This is a genomic window from Streptomyces coeruleorubidus (assembly GCF_028885415.1).
Lineage (GTDB): Bacteria > Actinomycetota > Actinomycetes > Streptomycetales > Streptomycetaceae > Streptomyces > Streptomyces coeruleorubidus_A.
On record NZ_CP118527.1, the window covers coordinates 8177708 to 8198351 of the forward strand.

General features: G+C 71.7%; 18 protein-coding genes. 17 read left to right on the forward strand and 1 reads right to left on the reverse strand.

Annotated elements, in window-relative coordinates:
* Positions 1-205 precede the first annotated feature (205 nt).
* The 4 genes from PV963_RS37755 (at position 206) to PV963_RS37770 (ending at position 3603) form a co-directional block, all read left to right on the forward strand.
* Positions 206-1540, forward strand: a complete 1335-nt coding sequence (locus PV963_RS37755; protein ID WP_274820946.1) for an OFA family MFS transporter — start codon at positions 206-208, stop codon at positions 1538-1540.
* A complete protein-coding gene (locus PV963_RS37760; RefSeq protein ID WP_274820947.1) occupies positions 1509-1649 on the forward strand; it encodes an MFS transporter small subunit in 141 nt (46 codons plus the stop codon). Before PV963_RS37755 ends, PV963_RS37760 begins: the two co-directional genes overlap by 32 nt.
* A gap of 190 nt (positions 1650-1839) precedes the next feature.
* Positions 1840-2778: a beta-ketoacyl-ACP synthase III gene (locus PV963_RS37765; RefSeq protein ID WP_274820948.1), complete on the forward strand. Its 939-nt coding sequence runs from the start codon at positions 1840-1842 to the stop codon at positions 2776-2778.
* 147 nt (positions 2779-2925) lie between these two features.
* Entirely contained in the window at positions 2926-3603 is a 678-nt protein-coding gene (locus PV963_RS37770; protein WP_274820949.1) for a GntR family transcriptional regulator, read from the forward strand.
* A gap of 3 nt (positions 3604-3606) precedes the next feature.
* Here the strand turns inward: PV963_RS37770 and PV963_RS37775 are convergent, their stop codons facing one another.
* Positions 3607-4014, reverse strand: coding sequence for a PaaI family thioesterase (locus tag PV963_RS37775; RefSeq protein WP_274820950.1), 408 nt, complete (start codon positions 4012-4014; stop codon positions 3607-3609).
* A gap of 254 nt (positions 4015-4268) precedes the next feature.
* Between PV963_RS37775 and PV963_RS37780 the strand changes: the two genes are divergently transcribed.
* The 13 genes from PV963_RS37780 (at position 4269) to PV963_RS37840 (ending at position 20641) form a co-directional block, all read left to right on the forward strand.
* The gene (locus PV963_RS37780) at positions 4269-5450 is read left to right on the forward strand and encodes an ROK family transcriptional regulator (protein WP_274820951.1); all 1182 of its coding nucleotides are present in this window, start codon (positions 4269-4271) and stop codon (positions 5448-5450) included.
* Between the two features lie 126 nt (positions 5451-5576).
* Positions 5577-7094 (forward strand): sugar ABC transporter ATP-binding protein, encoded by a 1518-nt coding sequence (locus PV963_RS37785; protein ID WP_274820952.1) that lies wholly within the window; start codon positions 5577-5579, stop codon positions 7092-7094.
* Complete coding sequence (locus tag PV963_RS37790) at positions 7091-8110, forward strand: ABC transporter permease (RefSeq protein WP_274820953.1); 1020 nt, start codon at positions 7091-7093, stop codon at positions 8108-8110. Before PV963_RS37785 ends, PV963_RS37790 begins: the two co-directional genes overlap by 4 nt.
* Before the next feature lie 17 nt (positions 8111-8127).
* A complete protein-coding gene (locus PV963_RS37795; protein WP_274820954.1) occupies positions 8128-9174 on the forward strand; it encodes a substrate-binding domain-containing protein in 1047 nt (348 codons plus the stop codon).
* Positions 9175-9233: 59 nt separating this feature from the next.
* Positions 9234-10445: a Gfo/Idh/MocA family protein gene (locus PV963_RS37800; RefSeq protein ID WP_274822236.1), complete on the forward strand. Its 1212-nt coding sequence runs from the start codon at positions 9234-9236 to the stop codon at positions 10443-10445.
* A 14-nt stretch (positions 10446-10459) separates the two neighbouring features.
* On the forward strand, positions 10460-11458 hold the full coding sequence (locus PV963_RS37805) for a sugar phosphate isomerase/epimerase family protein (protein WP_274820955.1): 999 nt from the start codon (positions 10460-10462) through the stop codon (positions 11456-11458).
* An 82-nt stretch (positions 11459-11540) separates the two neighbouring features.
* Positions 11541-14078: a PQQ-dependent sugar dehydrogenase gene (locus PV963_RS37810; RefSeq protein ID WP_425540979.1), complete on the forward strand. Its 2538-nt coding sequence runs from the start codon at positions 11541-11543 to the stop codon at positions 14076-14078.
* Positions 14079-14093: 15 nt separating this feature from the next.
* Positions 14094-15440, forward strand: a complete 1347-nt coding sequence (locus PV963_RS37815; RefSeq protein WP_274820956.1) for a ThuA domain-containing protein — start codon at positions 14094-14096, stop codon at positions 15438-15440.
* Positions 15441-15545: 105 nt separating this feature from the next.
* A complete protein-coding gene (locus tag PV963_RS37820; RefSeq protein WP_274820957.1) occupies positions 15546-16757 on the forward strand; it encodes an inositol-3-phosphate synthase in 1212 nt (403 codons plus the stop codon).
* Positions 16754-17812 carry an SCO3242 family prenyltransferase gene (locus tag PV963_RS37825; protein ID WP_274820958.1) on the forward strand — a complete coding sequence of 353 codons (1059 nt, stop codon included), beginning with the start codon at positions 16754-16756 and terminating at the stop codon, positions 17810-17812. Before PV963_RS37820 ends, PV963_RS37825 begins: the two co-directional genes overlap by 4 nt.
* Positions 17809-18801, forward strand: coding sequence for a sugar phosphate isomerase/epimerase family protein (locus PV963_RS37830; protein WP_274820959.1), 993 nt, complete (start codon positions 17809-17811; stop codon positions 18799-18801). The genes PV963_RS37825 and PV963_RS37830 overlap by 4 nt, the downstream gene beginning before the upstream one ends.
* Positions 18798-19721 (forward strand): EboA domain-containing protein, encoded by a 924-nt coding sequence (locus tag PV963_RS37835; protein WP_425540980.1) that lies wholly within the window; start codon positions 18798-18800, stop codon positions 19719-19721. The genes PV963_RS37830 and PV963_RS37835 overlap by 4 nt, the downstream gene beginning before the upstream one ends.
* Positions 19721-20641, forward strand: a complete 921-nt coding sequence (locus PV963_RS37840) for a TatD family hydrolase (RefSeq protein WP_274820960.1) — start codon at positions 19721-19723, stop codon at positions 20639-20641. The genes PV963_RS37835 and PV963_RS37840 overlap by 1 nt, the downstream gene beginning before the upstream one ends.
* The last annotated feature ends 3 nt before the right edge of the window (positions 20642-20644 follow it).

Genomic DNA, 20644 nt, shown 5'->3' on the forward strand with positions numbered 1-20644 from the left:
GAGGTGACTGCCGTCGGGTGAGTGAGTGCCGTCAGGCGAGTGAGGGCCGTCCGACTTGTGTCGACGGAATATTGTCTACAGTATGGACGTTGGGTCAGCAAGGGTCCGCGCGATGACCGTTCGGCGCAAGCTGGATACCGCTCACCGCATACGGTCGACGCGCCGCCTTCTCAACTCCTCTGCGACTGCCTACCGTTCCGGGTTCATGAGTCCCCCAGTCGCGCCCCCGGGCTGGAGCCGCTGGCTCGTCCCGCCCGCCGCTCTCTCCGTACATCTCTCCATCGGCCAGGCCTACGCCTGGAGCGTGTTCAAGCCGCCCCTGGAGTCCGCGCTCGGCCTCAGCGGCACGCAGAGCGCGCTGCCCTTCCAACTGGGCATCGTCATGCTGGGCCTGTCCGCCGCGTTCGGCGGCACGCTCGTGGAGCGCAACGGCCCGCGCTGGGCGATGACCGTCGCCCTGGTCTGCTTCTCGTCCGGCTTCCTGCTCTCCGCGCTGGGCGCGGCCGTGGAGCAGTACTGGCTGATCGTCCTCGGCTACGGCTTCGTGGGCGGCATCGGCCTCGGCATCGGCTACATCTCACCCGTCTCCACCCTCATCAAGTGGTTCCCGGACCGGCCCGGCATGGCCACCGGCATCGCCATCATGGGCTTCGGCGGGGGCGCGCTCATCGCCTCGCCGTGGTCCGCGCAGATGCTGGAGTCCTTCGGCGGCGACAGCTCCGGCATCGCACTCGCCTTCCTGGTGCACGGCCTGTCGTACGCCGTCTTCATGCTGCTGGGTGTGCTCTTGGTCCGGGTTCCGCGCAGTGCCCCACAGGCGCCGGGAACTGAGCGGCCGGCCGCCACCGGCCCGCAGGTCTCCGCGAACCAGGCCATCCGCACCCCGCAGTTCTGGTGCCTGTGGATCGTGCTCTGCATGAACGTCACCGCGGGCATCGGCATCCTGGAGAAGGCCGCCCCGATGATCACGGACTTCTTCGCGGACACCTCCACGCCCGTTTCGGTGACGGCCGCCGCCGGCTTCGTCGCGCTGCTGTCGGCGGCGAACATGGCGGGCCGCATCGGCTGGTCGTCGACGTCCGACCTGATCGGCCGCAAGAACATCTACCGCGTCTACCTGGGCGTCGGCGCGCTGATGTACGCGCTCATCGCCCTGTTCGGCGACTCCTCCAAGCCGCTGTTCGTCCTGGGCGCGCTGGTCATCCTGTCCTTCTACGGCGGCGGCTTCGCGACGATTCCGGCGTATCTGAAGGACCTGTTCGGCACCTACCAGGTCGGCGCCATCCACGGGCGGCTGCTCACCGCCTGGTCGCTGGCCGGCGTGCTCGGGCCGCTCATCGTGAACTGGATCGCCGACCGGCAGGAGGAGGCGGGCCGGCACGGCGCGTCCCTGTACGCGCTGTCCTTCGTCATCATGATCGGGCTGCTCGTCGTCGGTTTCGTCGCCAACGAACTCGTCCGGCCCGTCCACCCGCGTCATCACGTCCCGGCACCGAGGGAGGCCGCCCATGTCCGGCGACAGCAGTCAGAGTCCGCCTAGCCCGGACCGGCGGTGGCTGATCACCTTCGCCTGGGTGTGGGTGGGCGTACCGCTCGCCTACGGGCTGTACGAGCTGGTCCGGAAGGCGACGCAGCTGTTCACCGGCTAGAGCCTGTGGGGTGGATCACAGCGCAGACGCGGGGCCCAGGCGTTCGACAGGTGTCCGGTCGTCGGGGTCCTGACCGAAGCTGACAACGCGGGCACCTGTTTCCTGTCGTCTTGCCTGCCGTCGTACCCGTGAGTCACTGATCAGACTGGTGGGTCCCGCTACCCAAGTTCCAACGAGGGGGACCGCCCACATGAACGGCTCGCGCATCGCCGCCGTCGGTCATTACCAGCCCGCCAAGGTGCTCACCAACGAGGATCTGGCGGGCATGGTCGACACCAGTGACGAGTGGATCAGGAGCCGGGTGGGCATCACCACGCGCCACATCGCCGGCCCCGACGAACCCGTCGACGAGCTGGCCGCCCACGCCGCCGCCAAGGCCCTCGCGGCGGCCGGGCTGACCCCCGCCGACATCGACCTGGTGCTGGTCGCCACCTCCACGGCCGTCGACCGCTCGCCCAACACGGGCGCCCGGGTCGCCTCCCGCCTCGGCGTTCCGCGGGCCGCCACGATGGACCTCAACGTGGTGTGCGCCGGCTTCACCCACGCCCTGGCCACCGCCGACCACGCCGTCCGCGCGGGGGGCGCGAGCCGGGCCCTGGTCGTCGGGGCCGACAAGATGTCCGACGTGACGGACTGGAGCGACCGCACGACGTGCGTGCTCGTCGGCGACGGGGCCGGGGCCGCCGTCGTGGAGGCCGCCGACGAGCCCGGCATCGGGCCGGTGCTGTGGGGTTCGGTGCCCGAGATGGGGAACGCGGTGCGGATCGAGGGCACGCCGCCGCGTTTCGCGCAGGAGGGGCAGAGCGTCTACCGCTGGGCTACGACGCAGCTGCCGCCCATCGCGCGGCGGGCGTGCGAGCGGGCCGGGCTGGAGCCGGCCGACCTCGCGGCGGTCGTCCTGCATCAGGCCAACCTGCGCATCATCGAACCCCTCGCGGAGAAGATCGGCGCCGTGAACGCGGTCGTCGCGCGCGATGTCACGGAGTCCGGCAACACGTCGGCCGCGAGCATCCCGCTCGCCCTGTCGAAGCTGGTCGAGCAGGGTGCGGTCGCCACGGGCGACCCGGTCCTGCTGTTCGGCTTCGGCGGGAACCTGTCGTACGCGGGGCAGGTCGTCCGCTGCCCGTGAGCCCCGTCGTGGTGTGACGCGGCCAATTCCCAAAAGTCCTGGCTCTTGTGCGCCGTAGACTGTAGACGAAAGACAATCAATACTGACTCTGCGGCGACACCGGCTTCCGCCGCGCTGTGCACGGCCCTGCCGAGGAGGGGGACCGCGATGCTGTCGACAGGCCTGCCCCAGGGGGCGGTACCCAAGCTGGAACGCCCGGGTCCGCTGCGCGATCGCGTCTACGAGGCACTGCTCGAACTCATCACCACCCGCGCCCTCCAGCCCGGCCAGCACCTCGTGGAGAGCGAACTCGCCGGGCATCTGGGGGTCTCCCGGCAGCCGGTGCGCGAGGCGCTGCAACGGCTCAACACCGAGGGATGGGTCGATCTGCGGCCCGCCCAGGGCGCGTTCGTGCACGAGCCGACGGAGGAGGAGGCCGACCAGCTCCTCACGGTCCGTACGCTCCTGGAGGCCGAGGCGGCCCGGCTCGCCGCGGCGGGCGCGGACAGTGCCGGCATCGCCGCGCTGGAAGCGCTGTGCGCGGAGGGCGAGAAGGCCGTCGAGGCGGACGACGTGGACGGGGCCGTCGCCATGAACGCCCGCTTCCACGCGAAGATCATGGAGCTCGCCGGCAACGCCGTCCTCGCCGAACTGGCCGCCCAGGTCGACCGCCGAGTCCGCTGGTACTACACGCCGGTCGCGCGTCAGCGCGGCCACCAGTCCTGGATCGAACACCGCGCACTCATCGCGGCGATCACCGACCGCGACGAACAGCGGGCCACGCACCTGATGCGCGAACACACGGAGCACACGAGGCGCTCGTACCACGCGCGGACGCGTTCGTAGGCCTCAGCCGGTGGTCAACACCGCCTGAGTCTTCGTGGTCTGGCCCACCAGGGGGCCGTCCTCGTCGTGCAGGTCCGTCCGCACGGCGATGGAGGAGCGTCCCACGTGCACGGGGCGTGCCTCGGCGTGGACGGTGCCCGAGCGCACCGCGCGGAAGAAGTTCGTCTTCGACTCGATCGTCGAGGTGCTCGCGCCCGGCGGCAGGTTGAGGAACGCGCAGACCGCGCCGGCCGTGTCGGCGAGCGTCATCAGGGCATCGCCGTGCAGGACGCCGCCCGCCGTGCACAACTCCGGGGCCCAGGCGGGCGCGGCCCTGACCCGGGCGGGAGCGGCCTCCTCCAGGGCGATGCCCAGCTCGTCGGCGAACGGCACCGCCCTCAGCAGCGCTTCGGGGGCAGAGCTGTCGGTCATGCGGGACCTCCCGATGGGGCGAGAAGGACTGAAGCCGGCCTGGCCCGGGCCTGCGCTGACGGTCGATTACCTGCGAGGTAGGACTGACGTCACGCGTCTTTGTCCTGTGAGTGGGAAAAGTAGAGGGCAATTCCTGCGCGACTTCTTCCCACCTTCGGCAGCCGCTGCTACGTTCCCTCCGAAAGCAAGCCACCGATGTGGCGGAAAACCGGCGCGCACAGGCCGATTGAGGCGGGGAGGGGCTCGTGAGACGTATGACCGCACGACCCGGCAACGCCCACCAGGCCCGACTGCTCAAGCTGCTGCGCGACGATGGCCCCAACTCCCGGGCCCAGCTGGGCGACCAGGTCGACCTCTCGCGGTCCAAGCTCGCCGTGGAGGTGGACCGGCTGCTGGAGACGGGGCTGGTCGTGGCCGACGGACTCGCCGCCTCGCGCGGTGGCCGCCGCTCCCACAACATCCGGCTCAACCCCGGGCTGCGCTTCCTCGGCGTCGACATCGGCGCGACCTCGGTCGACGTCGCCGTCACCAACGCCGAACTGGAGACGCTCGGGCACATCAACCACCCCATGGACGTGCGCGAGGGACCGGTCGCGGTCTTCGAACAAGTCCTGGCCATGGCCGCCAAGTTGAAGGCCTCGGGGCTCGCGGAGGGGTTCGACGGCGCCGGTATCGGCGTCCCGGGCCCGGTCCGCTTCCCCGAGGGCATCCCGGTGGCCCCGCCGATCATGCCGGGCTGGGACGGCTTCCCCGTGCGGGAGGCGCTCAGCCAGGAACTCGGCTGCCCGGTCATGGTCGACAACGACGTGAACCTCATGGCGATGGGGGAGCAGCACGCGGGCGTCGCCCGCACCGTCGCCGACTTCCTCTGCGTCAAGATCGGCACGGGCATCGGCTGCGGCATCGTCGTCGGCGGTGAGGTCTACCGCGGTACGACGGGCAGCGCCGGCGACATCGGGCACATCCAGGCCGTGCCCGACGGCCGCCCCTGCGCCTGCGGCAACCGGGGCTGCCTGGAGGCCCACTTCAGCGGGGCGGCCCTCGCCCGTGACGCCACGGAGGCCGCCCAGCAGGGGCTCTCCGCCGAACTGGCCTCGCGGTTGGAGACAGGCGGCGGCCTCACCGCCGTCGATGTCGCCGCCGCGGCCGCCGCCGGTGACGCCACCGCACTCGACCTGATCCGCGAGGGCGGCAACCGCACCGGCCAGGTCATCGCCGGCCTGGTCAGCTTCTTCAACCCGGGCCTGGTGGTGATCGGCGGCGGGGTGACCGGCCTCGGCCACACCCTGCTCGCCGCGATCCGCACCCAGGTCTACCGCCAGTCGCTGCCTCTCGCGACCGGCAATCTGCCCATCGTCCTGGGCGAGTTGGGACCCGCCGCCGGAGTCATCGGCGCGGCCCGGCTCATCAGCGACCACCTGTTCTCACCCGCGTAACCCCTTTCGACAGCACGGCTCACCAGTACGGCTCACCAGCACAGCTCCCTGCTCTGCCCTGCCTCGAACACGCCTGCCCGACAAGCGCCCTGCAACCGGCCCGCACGCCCGCCAAGGGGAATCCGCATGGCACCAGAACCACCGCTGCTCAGCATGTCCGGCATCACCAAGTCGTTCCCCGGAGTCCGGGCGCTCGACGGCGTCGACCTCGACGTCCTGGCCGGTGAGGTGCACTGCCTGCTCGGCCAGAACGGCGCCGGGAAGTCGACCCTCATCAAGGTCCTGGCCGGCGCCCACCAGCCCGACACGGGCACGATCCGCTGGCGCGGCGAGGAGGTCACCCTCCGCTCGCCGATCGCCGCCATGCGCCTCGGCATCGCCACCATCTACCAGGAACTCGACCTGGTGGAGCACCTGTCGGTCGCCGAGAACGTCCACTTGGGCCACGAGCCGACCACCGCCGGGTTCGTCGTCCGCCAGAAGGCCGCGAAGGAGTCAACGACCGCCCTGCTCAAGCGACTTGGACATGCGGAGATCGACCCGGCCCGGCTCGTCGGGGAGCTGTCCGCGGCGCAGCAGCAGATCGTGTCCATGGCCCGGGCGCTCTCCCACGACGTGCGGCTCATCGTGATGGACGAACCGTCCGCCGCCCTCGACCCGGACGAGGTCGACAACCTCTTCCGCATCGTCGGTGACCTGACCGCCACCGGCGTCGCCGTCGTCTACATCTCGCACCGCCTGGAGGAGATCCGGCGCATCGGCGACCGGGTGACCGTGCTCAAGGACGGGCGGGCCGTGGCGAACGGACTGCCGGCGAAGACGACACCGACCCGCGAGGTCGTCGCCCTGATGACGGGCCGCAACGTCGAGTACGTCTTTCCCGACCGGCCCGTCTCCCCGCCGCCCGGCGAACCGGTGCTGAAGGTCCAAGGGCTGTCGCGACAAGGGGAGTTCGAGCCCCTCGACCTGGAGGTACGGCCGGGCGAGATCGTCGGCCTCGCCGGACTCGTCGGCTCGGGCCGCTCCGAGATCCTGGAGACCGTCTACGGCGCCAGGAAACCGACGTCCGGTCAGGTGCTGGTGGCCGGCAGGCCGTTGAAGCCGGGCAGCGTCCGGGCCGCCGTCCGGGCCGGGCTCGGCCTCGCCCCCGAGGAACGCAAGGCGCAGGCCCTGCTGATGCTGGAGTCCGTCACCCGCAACGTGTCGGTCTCCTCCATGTCCCGCTTCTCGCGCGGCGGCTGGATCGACCGGGGCGCCGAACTCGGGGCCGCCCGGGCCGCGACCCGCGAACTGTCGCTCAGGCCCGACAACCCGTCCGTGCCCGTGCGCACCCTGTCCGGCGGCAACCAGCAGAAGGCCGTCCTGGCCCGCTGGCTGCTGCGCGGCTGCAAGGTGCTGCTGCTCGACGAACCCACCCGCGGCGTCGACGTCGGCGCCCGCGCCGAACTGTACGCGGTCGTGCGCCGGCTGGCCGACGAAGGCCTCGCCGTGCTGCTGGTCTCCAGCGAGGTCCCCGAGGTGCTCGGCCTCGCCGACCGCGTCCTGGTGCTGCGCGAGGGCCGTGTCGTCCACACGGCACCCGCGCGCGAACTCGACGAACACCGCGTACTCGACCTGGTCATGGAAGGAAGCCCGGCGTCATGACGCAGCCCGTCTCCCCGCCGCGGGACAGCAGCACCGACAAGGTGCCCCAGGCCCAGCCCCCCGCCTGGCGCGGCCTGATGGCCCGCGCCGACGTCCGTACCCTCTCCCTGCTCGGCGTGCTCGCCGTGCTGATCCTCATCGGGGGCATCACCAAGCCCGACGAGTTCCTCGACACCCGCAACCTGCAACTCGTCCTCACCCAGGCGTCGGTGATCGGCGTCGTCACCGTCGGCATGACCTTCGTCATCGTCTCCGGCGGCATCGACCTGTCGGTCGGCGCCATCGTCGCCCTCGCCTCCGTATGGGCGACCACGGTGGCCACCCAGGAGTACGGCTTCACCGGCATCCTCTTCACGGCGGTCGTCGTCGGAGTCGGCTGCGGCCTGGTCAACGGGGTGCTCATCGCCTACGGCGCGATGGTGCCGTTCATCGCCACCCTCGCCATGCTGGCCTCCGCCCGCGGCCTGGCCCTGCAGATCACCGACGGCAAGACGCAGATCGTGACGGTGCCGTCCGTCCTCGACCTGGGCGAACGCGACGCCTACGTCCTCGGCGTCCCGCCCCTGGTCCTGGTCTTCGCGGTCGTGACCGTCATCGGCTGGCTGGTGCTCAACCGCACGACCTTCGGCCGCCGCACGGTCGCCGTCGGCGGCAACCCGGAGGCCGCCCGGCTCGCCGGCATCGACGTCCGCCGCCAGCGGCTCTACCTCTACCTGCTGTCCGGGCTGTGCTGCGGCATCGCCGCCTTCCTGCTGATCGTCCTGTCCGGCTCCGGCCAGAACACCAACGGCAACCTCTACGAACTCGACGCCATCGCCGCCGCGATCATCGGCGGCACCCTGCTCACCGGCGGCCGCGGCACCATCACCGGCTCCGTGCTCGGCGTCCTGATCTTCACCACGATCACCAACATCTTCGCCCTGAACAACCTGCAGAGCGACGTCCAGCAGATCGCCAAGGGCGCGATCATCGTCGCCGCCGTGCTGGTCCAGCGCCGTACCGCGAGCACGACCTGAGGAAAGGGTTCACCGCCATGACCGAGATCACGAGCCGCAGAGGACTGCTCTTCGGGGCCGCCGCCGTCTCCGCCGGTGCCCTCCTCACGGGCTGCACGAGCAACGAGCCCTCCGACTCCGAGGACGAGCCGGCCGGGAACGACCAGCCCGCCGCCGACGACAAGCCCGGCAAGCAGGTCACCATCGGCTTCGCCGGACCGCAGGCCGACCACGGCTGGCTGAACGCCATCAACGACAACGCCAAGAACCGGGCCGAGAAGTACTCCGACGTCACCCTGGAGATCACCGAGGGCTCCAACGACACCGCCCAGCAGATCGGCCAGATCGAGACCCTCATCAACAAGAAGGTCGACGTGCTGGTGGTGCTGCCCGCCGACGGCAAGGCGCTCACCCAGGTCGGGCTGAAGGCGATGCGCGCGGGCATCCCGGTCGTGAACCTCGACCGGATCTTCAACACCCCGCAGGCCTACCGCTGCTGGATCGGCGGCGACAACTACGGCATGGGCCTCAACGCCGGGCACTACATCGGCGAGAAACTCAAGGGCAAGCCGAACGCCCGCGTCATCGAACTGGCCGGCCTGGACAACCTGGAGCTGACCAAGCAGCGCACCCAGGGCTTCGACGACGCCCTCAAGAACTACCCCAACATCAAGAAGGTCGCCCGGCAGGCCGCCGAGTTCACGGTCGAGTCCGGCCAGGCCAAGATGGCCCAACTGCTGCAGGCCCAGTCCAAGTTCGACGCGCTGTGGAACCACGACGACGACCAGGGCGTGGGCGCGCTGCGCGCCATCGAGCAGGCCGGGCGCGACGACTTCCTGATGGTCGGCGGCGCCGGCGCGCTCTCCGCGTTCCAGGCCATCAAGCAGGACGACGGCGTGCTGAAGGCGACCGTCCTCTACCCGCCGACCATGGCCGCCTCCGCGATCGACCTCGCCCGCGCCCTCGGCCAGGGCAAGGGCATCGGCGGCATGGCCGAGTTCGAGATCCCGGCGTCCATCACGCTCTACTCGGCCGTCGTCGACAAGACCAACGTCGACCAGTACATGCCCACCGGCTTCCGGTGACCGGTTCCACCCGCACCCCCCACGTGCGCCACCCCGACCAGGACGAGGAGGACACCCGTATGGGACAGCCGCAGCAGCAGTCAGATGGGACCGAGGCAGGCAAACCACCCCTGCGCGTGGGAATGGTGGGCTACGCCTTCATGGGCGCCGCCCACTCCCAGGGCTGGCGCACCGCGGGCCGTGTCTTCGACCTGCCGCTGAACCCCGTGCAGGCCGTGATCTGCGGCCGGGACGCCACCGCCGTACGGGCGGCGGCCGACCGCCACGGCTGGGCGTCCACCGAGACCGACTGGCGTGCCCTCGTCGAACGCGACGACGTCGACCTCGTCGACATCTGCACCCCCGGCGACAGCCACGCCGAGATCGCCCTCGCCGCCCTCGCGGCCGGCAAGCACGTCCTGTGCGAGAAGCCCCTCGCCAACACCGTCGAGGAAGCCGCCTCGATGGTGTTGGCCGCCGAAGAGGCCCACCGACGCGGGCAGGTGGCGATGGTCGGCTTCAACTACCGCCGGGTGCCGGCCACCGCCCTGGCCCGCCGGATGGTCGCCGAGGGCCGCCTGGGCGCACTGCGGCACGTGCGCGTGACGTACCTCCAGGACTGGCTGGTCGACCCGCAGTTCCCACTGACCTGGCGGCTGCGCAAGGAGCAGGCCGGCTCGGGCTCGCTCGGCGACCTGGGCGCGCACATCATCGACCTCGCGCAGTACCTCGTGGGGGAACGGCTGGCGGGCGTCTCCGCGCTGACGGAGACCTTCGTACGTCAGCGGCCCCTGCCCAGCGGCGCCACCAGCGGCCTGTCCGCCGTCTCGGCCGCCGGCACGGGGGAGGTCACCGTGGACGACGCCGCCCTGTTCACGGCCCGCTTCCCCTCCGGCGCCCTCGCCTCCTTCGAGGCCACCCGCTACGCCACCGGCCGCAAGAACGCCCTGCGCATCGAACTCAACGGGGAGCGCGGGTCGCTCGCCTTCGACCTGGAGCGGCTCAACGAGCTGTCCTTCCACGACGGCACCGAACCCGGGGCTCAGGCGGGCTTCCGCCGCATCCTCGTCACCGAGCCCGACCACCCCTACCTGGACGCCTGGTGGCCGCCGGGCCACGGCCTCGGCTACGAGCACACCTTCGTCCACCAGGCCCGCGACCTCGTCCACGCCATCGCCGAGGGCCGCCGCCCCGAACCCTCCTTCGCCGACGGGCTCCAGGTGCAGCGCGTGCTCGCAGCCGTGGAGGAGAGCGCCGAGAAGAACTCCGTCTACACCCCGATCGCGGTCTGAGGAGGCTGACGCGCATGCCGCGTACGTTCACGCTGTTCACCGGTCAGTGGGCCGACCTGCCGCTGGAGGAGGTCTGCCGGCTCGCCCGCGACTTCGGCTACGACGGGCTCGAACTCGCCTGCTGGGGCGACCACTTCGAAGTCGACAAGGCACTCTCCGACCCCGGGTATCTCGACGGCCGCCGGGCGCTGCTCGACAAGTACGGCCTCAAGTGCTGGGCCATCTCCAACCACCTGGTCGGCCAGGCCGTCTGCGACGCCATCATCGACGAACGCCACCAGGCCATCGTGCCGGGTGAGGTGTGGGGCGACGGAGACCCGGAGGGGGTCCGGCAGCGGGCCGCGGACCGCATGAAGGACACTGCGCGAGCCGCGGCCGCCTTCGGCGTCGACACCGTCATCGGCTTCACCGGCTCCGCCATCTGGCACCTGGTCGCCATGTTCCCGCCCGCCCCCGACGCGATGATCGAGCGCGGATACCAGGACTTCGCCGACCGCTGGAACCCGATCCTGGACGTCTTCGACGCGGAGGGCGTGCGGTTCGCGCACGAGGTCCACCCGAGCGAGATCGCCTACGACTACTGGACGACCGTACGGGCCCTGGAAGCCGTCGACCGGCGCCCCGCCTTCGGCCTCAACTTCGACCCGAGCCACTTCGTGTGGCAGGACCTCGACCCGGTCGGCTTCCTCTGGGACTTCCGCGACCGGATCTACCACGTGGACTGCAAGGAGGCCCGCAAGCGCCTCGACGGACGCAACGGCCGGCTCGGCTCCCACCTGCCCTGGGGCGACCCCCGGCGCGGCTGGGACTTCGTCTCCGCCGGGCACGGCGACGTCCCCTGGGAGGACGTCTTCCGCATGCTGCGCTCCATCGACTACCAGGGCCCGATCTCCGTCGAGTGGGAGGACGCCGGCATGGACCGGCTCCAGGGCGCGCCCGAGGCGCTGACCCGCCTCAAGGCCTACGACTTCGAGCCGCCGTCGGCCTCCTTCGACGCGGCGTTCGGCAACTGAGCCACCGTGAGCTCTCCGGGATGACGGCGCATCCCGGCGTACGCACCCGCCCGTACAACCGGCCCCATTTCTGGAGGCATTCGTGCACGGGAACCACCGCACCGCCAGCACCGCCAGAACCCGCAGAACCAGCAGAACGCTCCGAACCCTCGGGATTCTCGGAACCGAGACTCACGGACGACGCCTGCGCCGAGCGGTCGCGCTGTTCAGCGGCGCGCTGCTGGCGGGCGCCTCCCTCACCCTGACCGCACCGCAGGCCGGCGCGGCCGCCGCGGACGAGCCGGCCGTCACGGCCGAGGACTTCCAGCAGGTCACCCTCGCCAAGGGCGAGGCGGAGGTCGGCGAGCCCATGTCGCTCGCCGTCCTCCCGGACCGCTCGGTCCTGCACACCTCGCGCGACGGCGAGCTCCGCCTCACCGACGCGGCCGGCAACACCGAACTCGCCGGCAAGCTCGACGTCTACTCCCACGACGAGGAGGGCCTCCAGGGCATCGGCGTCGACCCCGGCTTCACAGAGAATCGTTTCATCTATCTGTACTACGCGCCCCCGCTGAACACCCCCGAGGGCGACGCCCCCGAGACCGGCACCGCCGCCGACTTCGCGCCCTTCGACGGCGTCAACCGGCTCTCCCGGTTCGTCCTGAAGACCGACGGCACCCTCGACACCGCCAGCGAGAAGAAGATCCTCGACGTCCCCGCCTCCCGCGGCCTGTGCTGCCACGTCGGCGGTGACATCGACTTCGACGCGCAGGGCAACCTGTACCTGTCGACGGGTGACGACACCAACCCCTTCCAGTCGGACGGCTTCACCCCGATCGACGAGCGCGCGAACCGCAACCCGGCCTTCGACGCCCAGCGCTCCGCCGGCAACACCAACGACCTGCGCGGCAAGATCCTGCGCATCAAGGTGAACGCCGACGGCTCGTACACCGTCCCCGAGGGCAACCTGTTCGCCCCCGGCACGGACAAGACCCGCCCCGAGATCTACGCGATGGGCTTGCGCAACCCCTTCCGCTTCAGCGTCGACAAGAAGACCGGCATCCTCTACGTCGGTGACTACGGCCCCGACGCCGGCGCCGCCGACCCCGCGCGCGGCCCGGCCGGCCAGGTCGAGTTCGCCCGCGTCACCGGCCCCGGCAACTTCGGCTGGCCCTACTGCACCGGTGACAACGACGCCTACGTGGACTACGACTTCGCGACGGGCGCGTCGGGAGCGGCCTTCGACTGCTCCGCCCCGAAGAACACCTCCCCGAACAACACCGGCCTGACCGACCTGCCCCCGGCCCAGCCCGCCTGGATCCCGTACGACGACGGATCCCTGCCCGAGTTCGGCACCGGCTCCGAGTCCCCGATGGGCGGCCCGGTCTACCACTACGACCCGGAGCTCGACTCGCCGGTGAAGTTCCCCGAGGCGTACGACGGCGACTTCTTCGCCACCGAGTTCGGCCGCCGCTGGATCAAGCGCATCACCAGCGACGCCGACGGCACCGTCCAGTCGATCAACGACGTGCCCTGGACCGGCACCCAGGTGATGGACTCGGCCTTCGGGCCCGACGGGGCGCTGTACGTCCTCGACTACGGCCTGTCCTGGTTCGGCGGTGACGAGCACTCCGCCCTGTACCGCATCGAGAACGCCACCGACGGCCACTCGCCCGTCGCCCAGGCCGCCGCGAGCCGCATCTCCGGGCAGGCGCCCCTGCGGGTCTCCTTCTCCTCCAAGGGCACCAGCGACCAGGACGGTGACGCCCTCACCTACAGCTGGGACTTCGGCGACGGCGGCACGTCCACCGCGGCCAACCCCACCCACCGCTACAAGAAGAACGGCACCTACACCGCGACGCTGACCGTCAAGGACCCGACCGGCCGCACCGGCAGCGCGAGCGTGCAGATCGTCGTCGGCAACACCGCGCCCACCGTGGTGCTGGAGACACCGAAGGACGGACAGCTGTTCAGCTTCGGTGACGCCGTCCCGTTCAAGGTGAAGGTCACCGACCCGGAGGACCGCCGTATCGACTGCTCCAAGGTCAAGGTCACCTTCATTCTCGGCCACGACACCCACGGCCACCCCCTGACCTCGGCCAACGGCTGCACCGGCACCATCCAGACCAGCGCCGACGGCGGCCACGACGAGAACGCCGACATCTTCGGGGTCTTCGACGCCGAGTACACCGACAACGGGGGCGGCGGCCAGGCCCCCCTCACCACGCACGACCAGAACGTCACCCAGCCCAAGCACCGCCAGGCCGAGCACTACGGCAACGCCTCCGGCGTCACGGTCGTCACCAAGGACACCGCGCACGGCGGCCGGACCGTCGGCGACATCAACAACGGCGACTGGATCTCCTTCACGCCGTACGTCCTGAACAACGCCAAGAAGATCACCGCACGCGTCTCCTCCGGCGGCGCCGGCGGCACCCTGGAGATCCGCGCGGGCTCCGCCAAGGGCACCCTGCTCGGCAAGGCGCCCGTGCCGGTGACCGGCGGCTGGGAGACCTTCCAGGACGTCCAGGCGAACCTGTCCAGCGCGCCCAGGGGCACCACCACGCTCTTCCTGGTCTTCAAGGGGAGCGGCACCGGCGCCCTGTACGACGTCGACGACTTCACGTTCACGACGGGCTGAGGGGAGGCGACCGGCATGCGATCGACCAGCAGATACGCGACGGGTGTCGTGGGCGCGGCCCTGCTCCTGGGGTGCGTCTCGGGCCCGGCCTCGTCCCAGGACGACGCCGAGGCCAAGCGGGTCCTGGTCTTCTCCAAGACCGCCGGCTTCCGGCACGACTCCATCCCCGAGGGCGTCGCGGCGGTGCGGCAGCTCGGCGAGCAGGGCGGCTTCACGGTCGACGCGACCGAGAACGCGGGCGCCTTCACCTCGTCCAACCTGCGGCGCTACGACGCGGTCGTGTTCCTGTCCACCACGGGTGACGTCCTGGACGCGCGACAGCAGCGCGCCTTCGAGGGCTACATCCGGGCCGGCGGCGCCTACGTCGGCGTCCACGCCGCCGCCGACACCGAGTACGACTGGGCGTTCTACGGCGGCCTGGCCGGCGCCTACTTCCAGTCGCACCCGGCGATCCAGCCCGCGACGGTACACGTCGAGGACCACGCCCACCCGGCGACGTCCGGACTGGAACGGGCGTGGAACCGCACCGACGAGTGGTACAACTACCGCTCCAACCCGCGGGAGAGGGCCCACGTCCTCGCCGCCCTCGACGAGTCGTCCTACACCGGCGGCACCATGCAGGGCGACCACCCGATCGCCTGGTGCCAGAACTACCAGGGCGGCCGCTCCTTCTACACCGGCGGCGGCCACACCAAGGAGTCCTTCGCCGAACCCGCCTTCCGCACGCACCTGCTGGGCGGAATCCGCTGGGCCATCGGCGACGCCGAGGCCGACTGCCGCCCGGAGACCGGCTACCGGCCGCTCTTCGACGGCACCCCCGCCTCGCTGGACGACTGGCGGCAGGCGGGCCCGGGCTCCTTCACCCTCTCCGACGACGGCACGCTGACGTCCTCGGGCGGCATGGGCATGCTCTGGTACGCCACGTCGGGCTTCTCCTCGTACTCCCTGAAGCTCGACTGGAAGATGGCCGGTGACGACAACTCCGGTGTTTTCGTGGGCTTCCCGCCCTCGGACGACCCGTGGTCGGCGGTGAACAACGGCTACGAGGTCCAGATCGACGCGACCGACGCCGCCGACCGCACCACCGGCGCGGTGTACGGCTTCAAGTCCGCCGATCTCAGGAAGCGCGACCGTGCGCTGAACCCGCCGGGGGAGTGGAACACGTACGAGCTCCGCGTGGAGGGCGAACGCCTCCGCGTCTGGCTCAACGGCGTGCAGATCAACGATTTCACCAACACCGACCCGGCCCGGAGCCTCGTCGACGGACACATCGGCATCCAGAACCACGGAGCCGAGGACCAGGTGTCCTTCCGCGACATCCGGATCAAGGAACTGCCCGCGAAGGTCTCGCAGGGCGACTGAGCGGCGGCGGGCGGGGGACGCCGGACTCCCGCCCGCCGTCTTCACCACTCCGGCGTCTTCACCTCCCCGCTGGGGTCCTGTCCTGGTACGACAAGGAGGCTGCCGATGTCAGTGTCCCGTTCCGAGTCCCGTGTGGGGGTGTGGCTGATCGGAGCGCGCGGCTCCGTCGCCACCACCGTCGTGGCGGGCTGCGCCGCCGTGACCGCGGGTCTGCATCCGCCGACGGGCATGGTGACCGAGACGCCCCCCTTCGCCGGCAGCGGCCTGCCGGCCCTGTCGTCCCTCGTCTTCGGCGGACACGACACACTGGACTGCCCCCTGCCGAAACGCGCCGAGGCACTGGCGGCCGGGGGAGTGCTGCCACCGGGCCTCACATCCGCCGTCACCGCCGAACTGGCCGCCGCCGACCGCGAGATCAGGCCCGGCGGCCCCCTCGCCGGCGACACCCGGGACGCGGAGCAACTGATCAACGCCTTCGCCGCCGACATCCAGGACTTCGCACGGCGACATGGCCTGTCCCGCGCGGTGGTCGTGAACGTGGCCTCCACGGAGCCCGCGCCCACCGGCGACGCCCTCCCACCGAGCTCCCTGTACGCGGCGGCAGCCCTGCGCGCCGGCTGCCCCTACGTGAACTTCACCCCGTCGACCGGCCTGCACCACCCCGCGCTGGCCTCGCAGGCACGGTCGTCCGGTCTCCCGTACGCGGGCCGCGACGGCAAGACCGGCCAGACCCTGCTGCGCTCGGTGCTGGGCCCGATGTTCGCCCAGCGGGCCCTGACCGTCCGCGCCTGGTCCGGCACGAACCTGCTCGGCGGCGGCGACGGCGCCGCCCTGGCCGACCCGGCCGCCGCGGCGGCCAAGAACGCCGGCAAGGAACGGGTCCTCGCCGACACCCTGGGCACCACCCCGCAGGGCGAGACCCACATCGACGACGTCCCCGCCCTCGGCGACTGGAAGACGGCCTGGGACCACATCGCCTTCGACGGTTTCCTCGGTACGCGCATGATCCTCCAGACCACCTGGCAGGGCTGCGACTCCGCCCTGGCCGCACCCCTCGTCCTCGACCTCGCCCGCCTGACCGCCCGGGCCCACGAGTCGGGCCTGTCCGGCCCGCTGGATGCCCTGGCCTTCTACTTCAAGGACCCGGTGGGGGACGCGCCGTCGGGCCTGGCCGAGCAGTACGAGGCACTCATCGGCTTCGCCCGGAGCCTTCGGGGAGCGGGGCCGGGGGAGGACACGCGTCTCCGGCAGGGCGCCGGAGAGGGGAGTGAGCTAGGTCCAAAGGAGCAGACCAAGGGGATGGAGGGCCTCCGATGAGGCGGCGCGAGCGTCCTTGTGGAGGCTCACGCAGTACGGGTGACACCTCCCATGAGGGGGAGGTCGGCGGCACGGCACCCACCCCGCCCTGCGGCCGCGCCGGCCGCCCGGCACGGGGACGCGCCTGGGCCGAACTCCTGCGTCTGCCAGCCCTGTTCAGCGTGCCCGGCGACGCACTCGCCGGCACGGCCGCGGCCGGCGCACCGCCCAACGCCCGCACCCTGCTCGCCATCGGCTCCTCCCTCTGCCTGTACGAGGCCGGCATGGCCCTCAACGACTGGGCGGACCGCGAGGTGGACGCCGTCGAACGCCCCCACCGCCCCCTGCCCGCCGGCCGCATCCGGCCCGCCGCCGCGCTCACGGCGGCCTGTGCCCTCACCGGAGCCGGACTGGCCCTGGCCGCCCGCGCCGGCCGTCCGGCCCTGGCCGTCGCCGCGCCCCTGGCGGCGACCGTCTGGGCGTACGATCTCGCCCTGAAGCACACACCGGCCGGGCCCGTGGCCATGGGCGCGGCCCGCGGACTGGACCTGCTCCTGGGGGCCGCGGCCACCACCGGCCGTACCCGCCGGGCACTGCCCTCCGCCGCCCTCCTCGGCACCCACACCCTGGCGGTCACGACGGTCTCCCGCCAGGAGGCCCGGGGCGGCTCTCCCCTGGCCCCTGTGGCGGCACTTGCTACGACGGCCCTGCTGACCCGCCTGGTGACGCACCGCCTCGCGCGTCTCCCGGAAGACCGCCGGGAAGCAGCCGCCCACCTTCCGCCGGACCCACGATCAGCCCGGCACCGACCACCTGAGCCGGGTCGACAGCCCACGGCACACCTCACCACCGCCCTCGCGGCCGCCTACGCCGCGACCACCGCCCGCCCCTACTTCCGCGCCGCCCTCAATCCCTCACCTCCCCTCACCCAACGAGCAGTCGGCGCCGGCATCCGCGCCACGATCCCCCTCCAGGCCACCCTGACCGCCCGCTCCCGGGGCACGGCCACCGCCCTTCTCATCGCGGCCCTCGCCCCACTCGGAGCGAGGTTCGGGAAGAAGGTGAGCGTCACATGAGCTCCGATGCCCGAGCCTGCGGCAACCGAGCCACGCCGGCGGAGTCGGCCCCCTCCCTCCGCTTCGGCTACGGCACCAACGGTCTCGCCGACCTCCGGCTGGAGGACGCGCTCTCCCTTCTCGCCGACCTCGGATACGACGGCGTCGGACTGACCCTCGACCACATGCACCTCGACCCGCTCGCCCCCGACCTGGCCGCCCGCACCCGCCGTGTCGCGCACCGGCTGGACGCGCTCGGACTGGGTGTCACCGTGGAGACGGGCGCCCGCTATGTGCTCGACCCGCGCCGCAAACACGGCCCGTCCCTGCTGGACCCGGACCCCGCTGACCGGGCCCGCCGTGTCGACCTCCTCCTCCGGGCCGTACAGGTCGGGGCCGACCTCGGCGCCCACGCCGTCCACTGCTTCAGCGGGACCCTCCCGGAGGGCACCGACACGGACACCGCGTGGAAGCGCCTCGCCGAGACCCTCGTGCCCGTCCTGGACGCCGCCGCGTCCGCCGGTGTTCCGCTCGCCGTCGAGCCCGAACCGGGTCACCTCCTCACCACCCTGGCCGACTTCCATCACCTCCGCCGCATCCTCGGCGACCCCGAACCTCTCGGCCTCACCCTCGACATCGGCCACTGTCAGTGCCTCGAACCCCTCTCTCCCGCCGACTGCGTGCGCGCCGCCGCTCCCTGGCTGCGTCACGTCCAGATCGAGGACATGCGGCGTGGTGTCCACGAGCACCTCCCCTTCGGGGACGGGGAGATCGACTTCCCGCCGGTCCTGGCGGCCCTCGCCGCCACCGGCTACCAGGGCCTGACCGTCGTCGAACTGCCTCGCCACTCCCACGCCGGCCCCCACCACGCCGCACACTCCCTCCCGTTCCTCCGCCACGCCGAGCAGACCGCGGCCACCGTCTCGCCGCCCCCTGCTCCGGCCCTCCAGCAGGCCGCGCCACCCCACGGCGCTCCCTCCACCACCCCTGAAGGGAGCAGCACCCCATGACCCACCCCGGCACCACACCAGAGGAGAGAACCGACGGTCCCCAGGACGCCCAAGCCCAAGGGAACACCGCCGCACCGGAGGCCCAGGCCCCTGAGCCCGCCGCCGCACGGGACGCTCAGGCCCTTGAGCCCGCCGCCGCACGGAACGCCCAGAACCCCAAGTCAGCCGCCGCACGGGACGCCCAAGCTCCCGAGGACGCCACCCCCCTGGCCACCGCGGCCACCCACAGCACTCACAGCACCCAGCCAACCCAGCCCACCCTCGACACCGTCCTCGCCTCCTCGCCGGCCGACCTCCGCCGCCACCTCACCACCCACCTCGATCCCGCCGCCCGCGCCTGGCTGGAGCACGCCCTCGACGAGGCAGCCGCCCACCCCGGCATCCACGGGCCCATCTCCGCGTGGGAACTGCGCCTCGCCGAGGCCGGCCGTCGCTGCGGTGCCGCGTACGCCGACGCCGCACGCGTCCTCATCCTCGACGCGGCACGTGCCGGGACCGACGCCCTGACCCGGGTGTACTTCCAGGGCACCGCCGACGAGCGCCGTGCCGTCCTGCACGCCCTGCCCCATCTCGTGTCCGGCCCCGGCGCCCTCCCGCTCGTCGAGGACGCCCTGCGCACCAACGACACCCGGCTCCTCACCGCCGCCGTCGGCCCGTACGCCGCCCGGTACCTAGCCCCCCACGACTGGCGCCACGCCGTACTGAAGTGCCTGTTCACCGGCGTCCCCGTCGACCACGTGGCGGACCTGCCCCGGCGTGCCGACGGCGACGGCGAACTCGCCCGCATGCTGGGCGACTACGCCGCCGAGCGCACCGCAGCCGGCCGCACCGTCCCCGAGGACCTGTACCGCGTCCTGGACCTGACCGAGTCCGTGACCCCGGCCCCCGACACGGACCACCCCCACGGCAAGGAGTCCTGATGCGCATCTTCGACCCCCACATCCACATGACGTCCCGGACCACGGACGACTACGAGGCCATGTACGCCGCCGGAGTCCGCGCCGTCGTCGAGCCCTCCTTCTGGCTCGGCCAGCCCCGCACCTCGCCCGCCTCCTTCCTCGACTACTTCGACTCCCTCCTCGGCTGGGAGCCGTTCCGCGCCGCCCAGTACGGCATCGCCCACCACTGCACGCTGGCGCTCAACCCCAAGGAGGCGAACGACCCGCGCTGTGTGCCCGTCCTCGACGCGCTGCCCCGGTATCTCGTCAAGGACAACGTCGTGGCCGTCGGCGAGATCGGCTACGACTCCATGACCCCCGCCGAGGACACCGCCCTCGCCGCCCAGCTCCAGCTCGCCGCCGACCACGGCCTGCCCGCCCTCGTGCACACCCCGCACCGCGACAAGCTCGCCGGTCTGCGCCGCACCCTCGACGTCGTCCGGGAGTCCGCACTGCCCCCGGAACGCGTCCTGGTCGACCACCTCAACGAGACCACCGTCAAGGAGGTGAAGGACAGCGGCTGCTGGCTGGGCTTCTCCGTCTATCCGGACACCAAGATGGACGAGGAGCGGATGATCGCGATCCTGCGCGCCTACGGCACCGAGCAGGTCCTGGTCAACTCCGCCGCCGACTGGGGGAAGAGCGACCCCCTCAAGACCCGTAAGGTCGGCGACCTGATGCTGGCCGAGGGCTTCGGCGAGGACGACGTCGACCAGGTGCTGTGGCGCAACCCCGTCGCCTTCTACGGGCTCAGCGGCCGCCTGAACCTCGACGTCACCGGCACGGAGGCCACCCACGAGGGCAACTCCATCCTCCGCGGCGTCCCGAAGGACCCGCACCGGCCGGACCTCGGCCCGGGAGACGGCGACGAGCCGGCCCGCGTCCCCGCCGCGGGGGCGTGAACC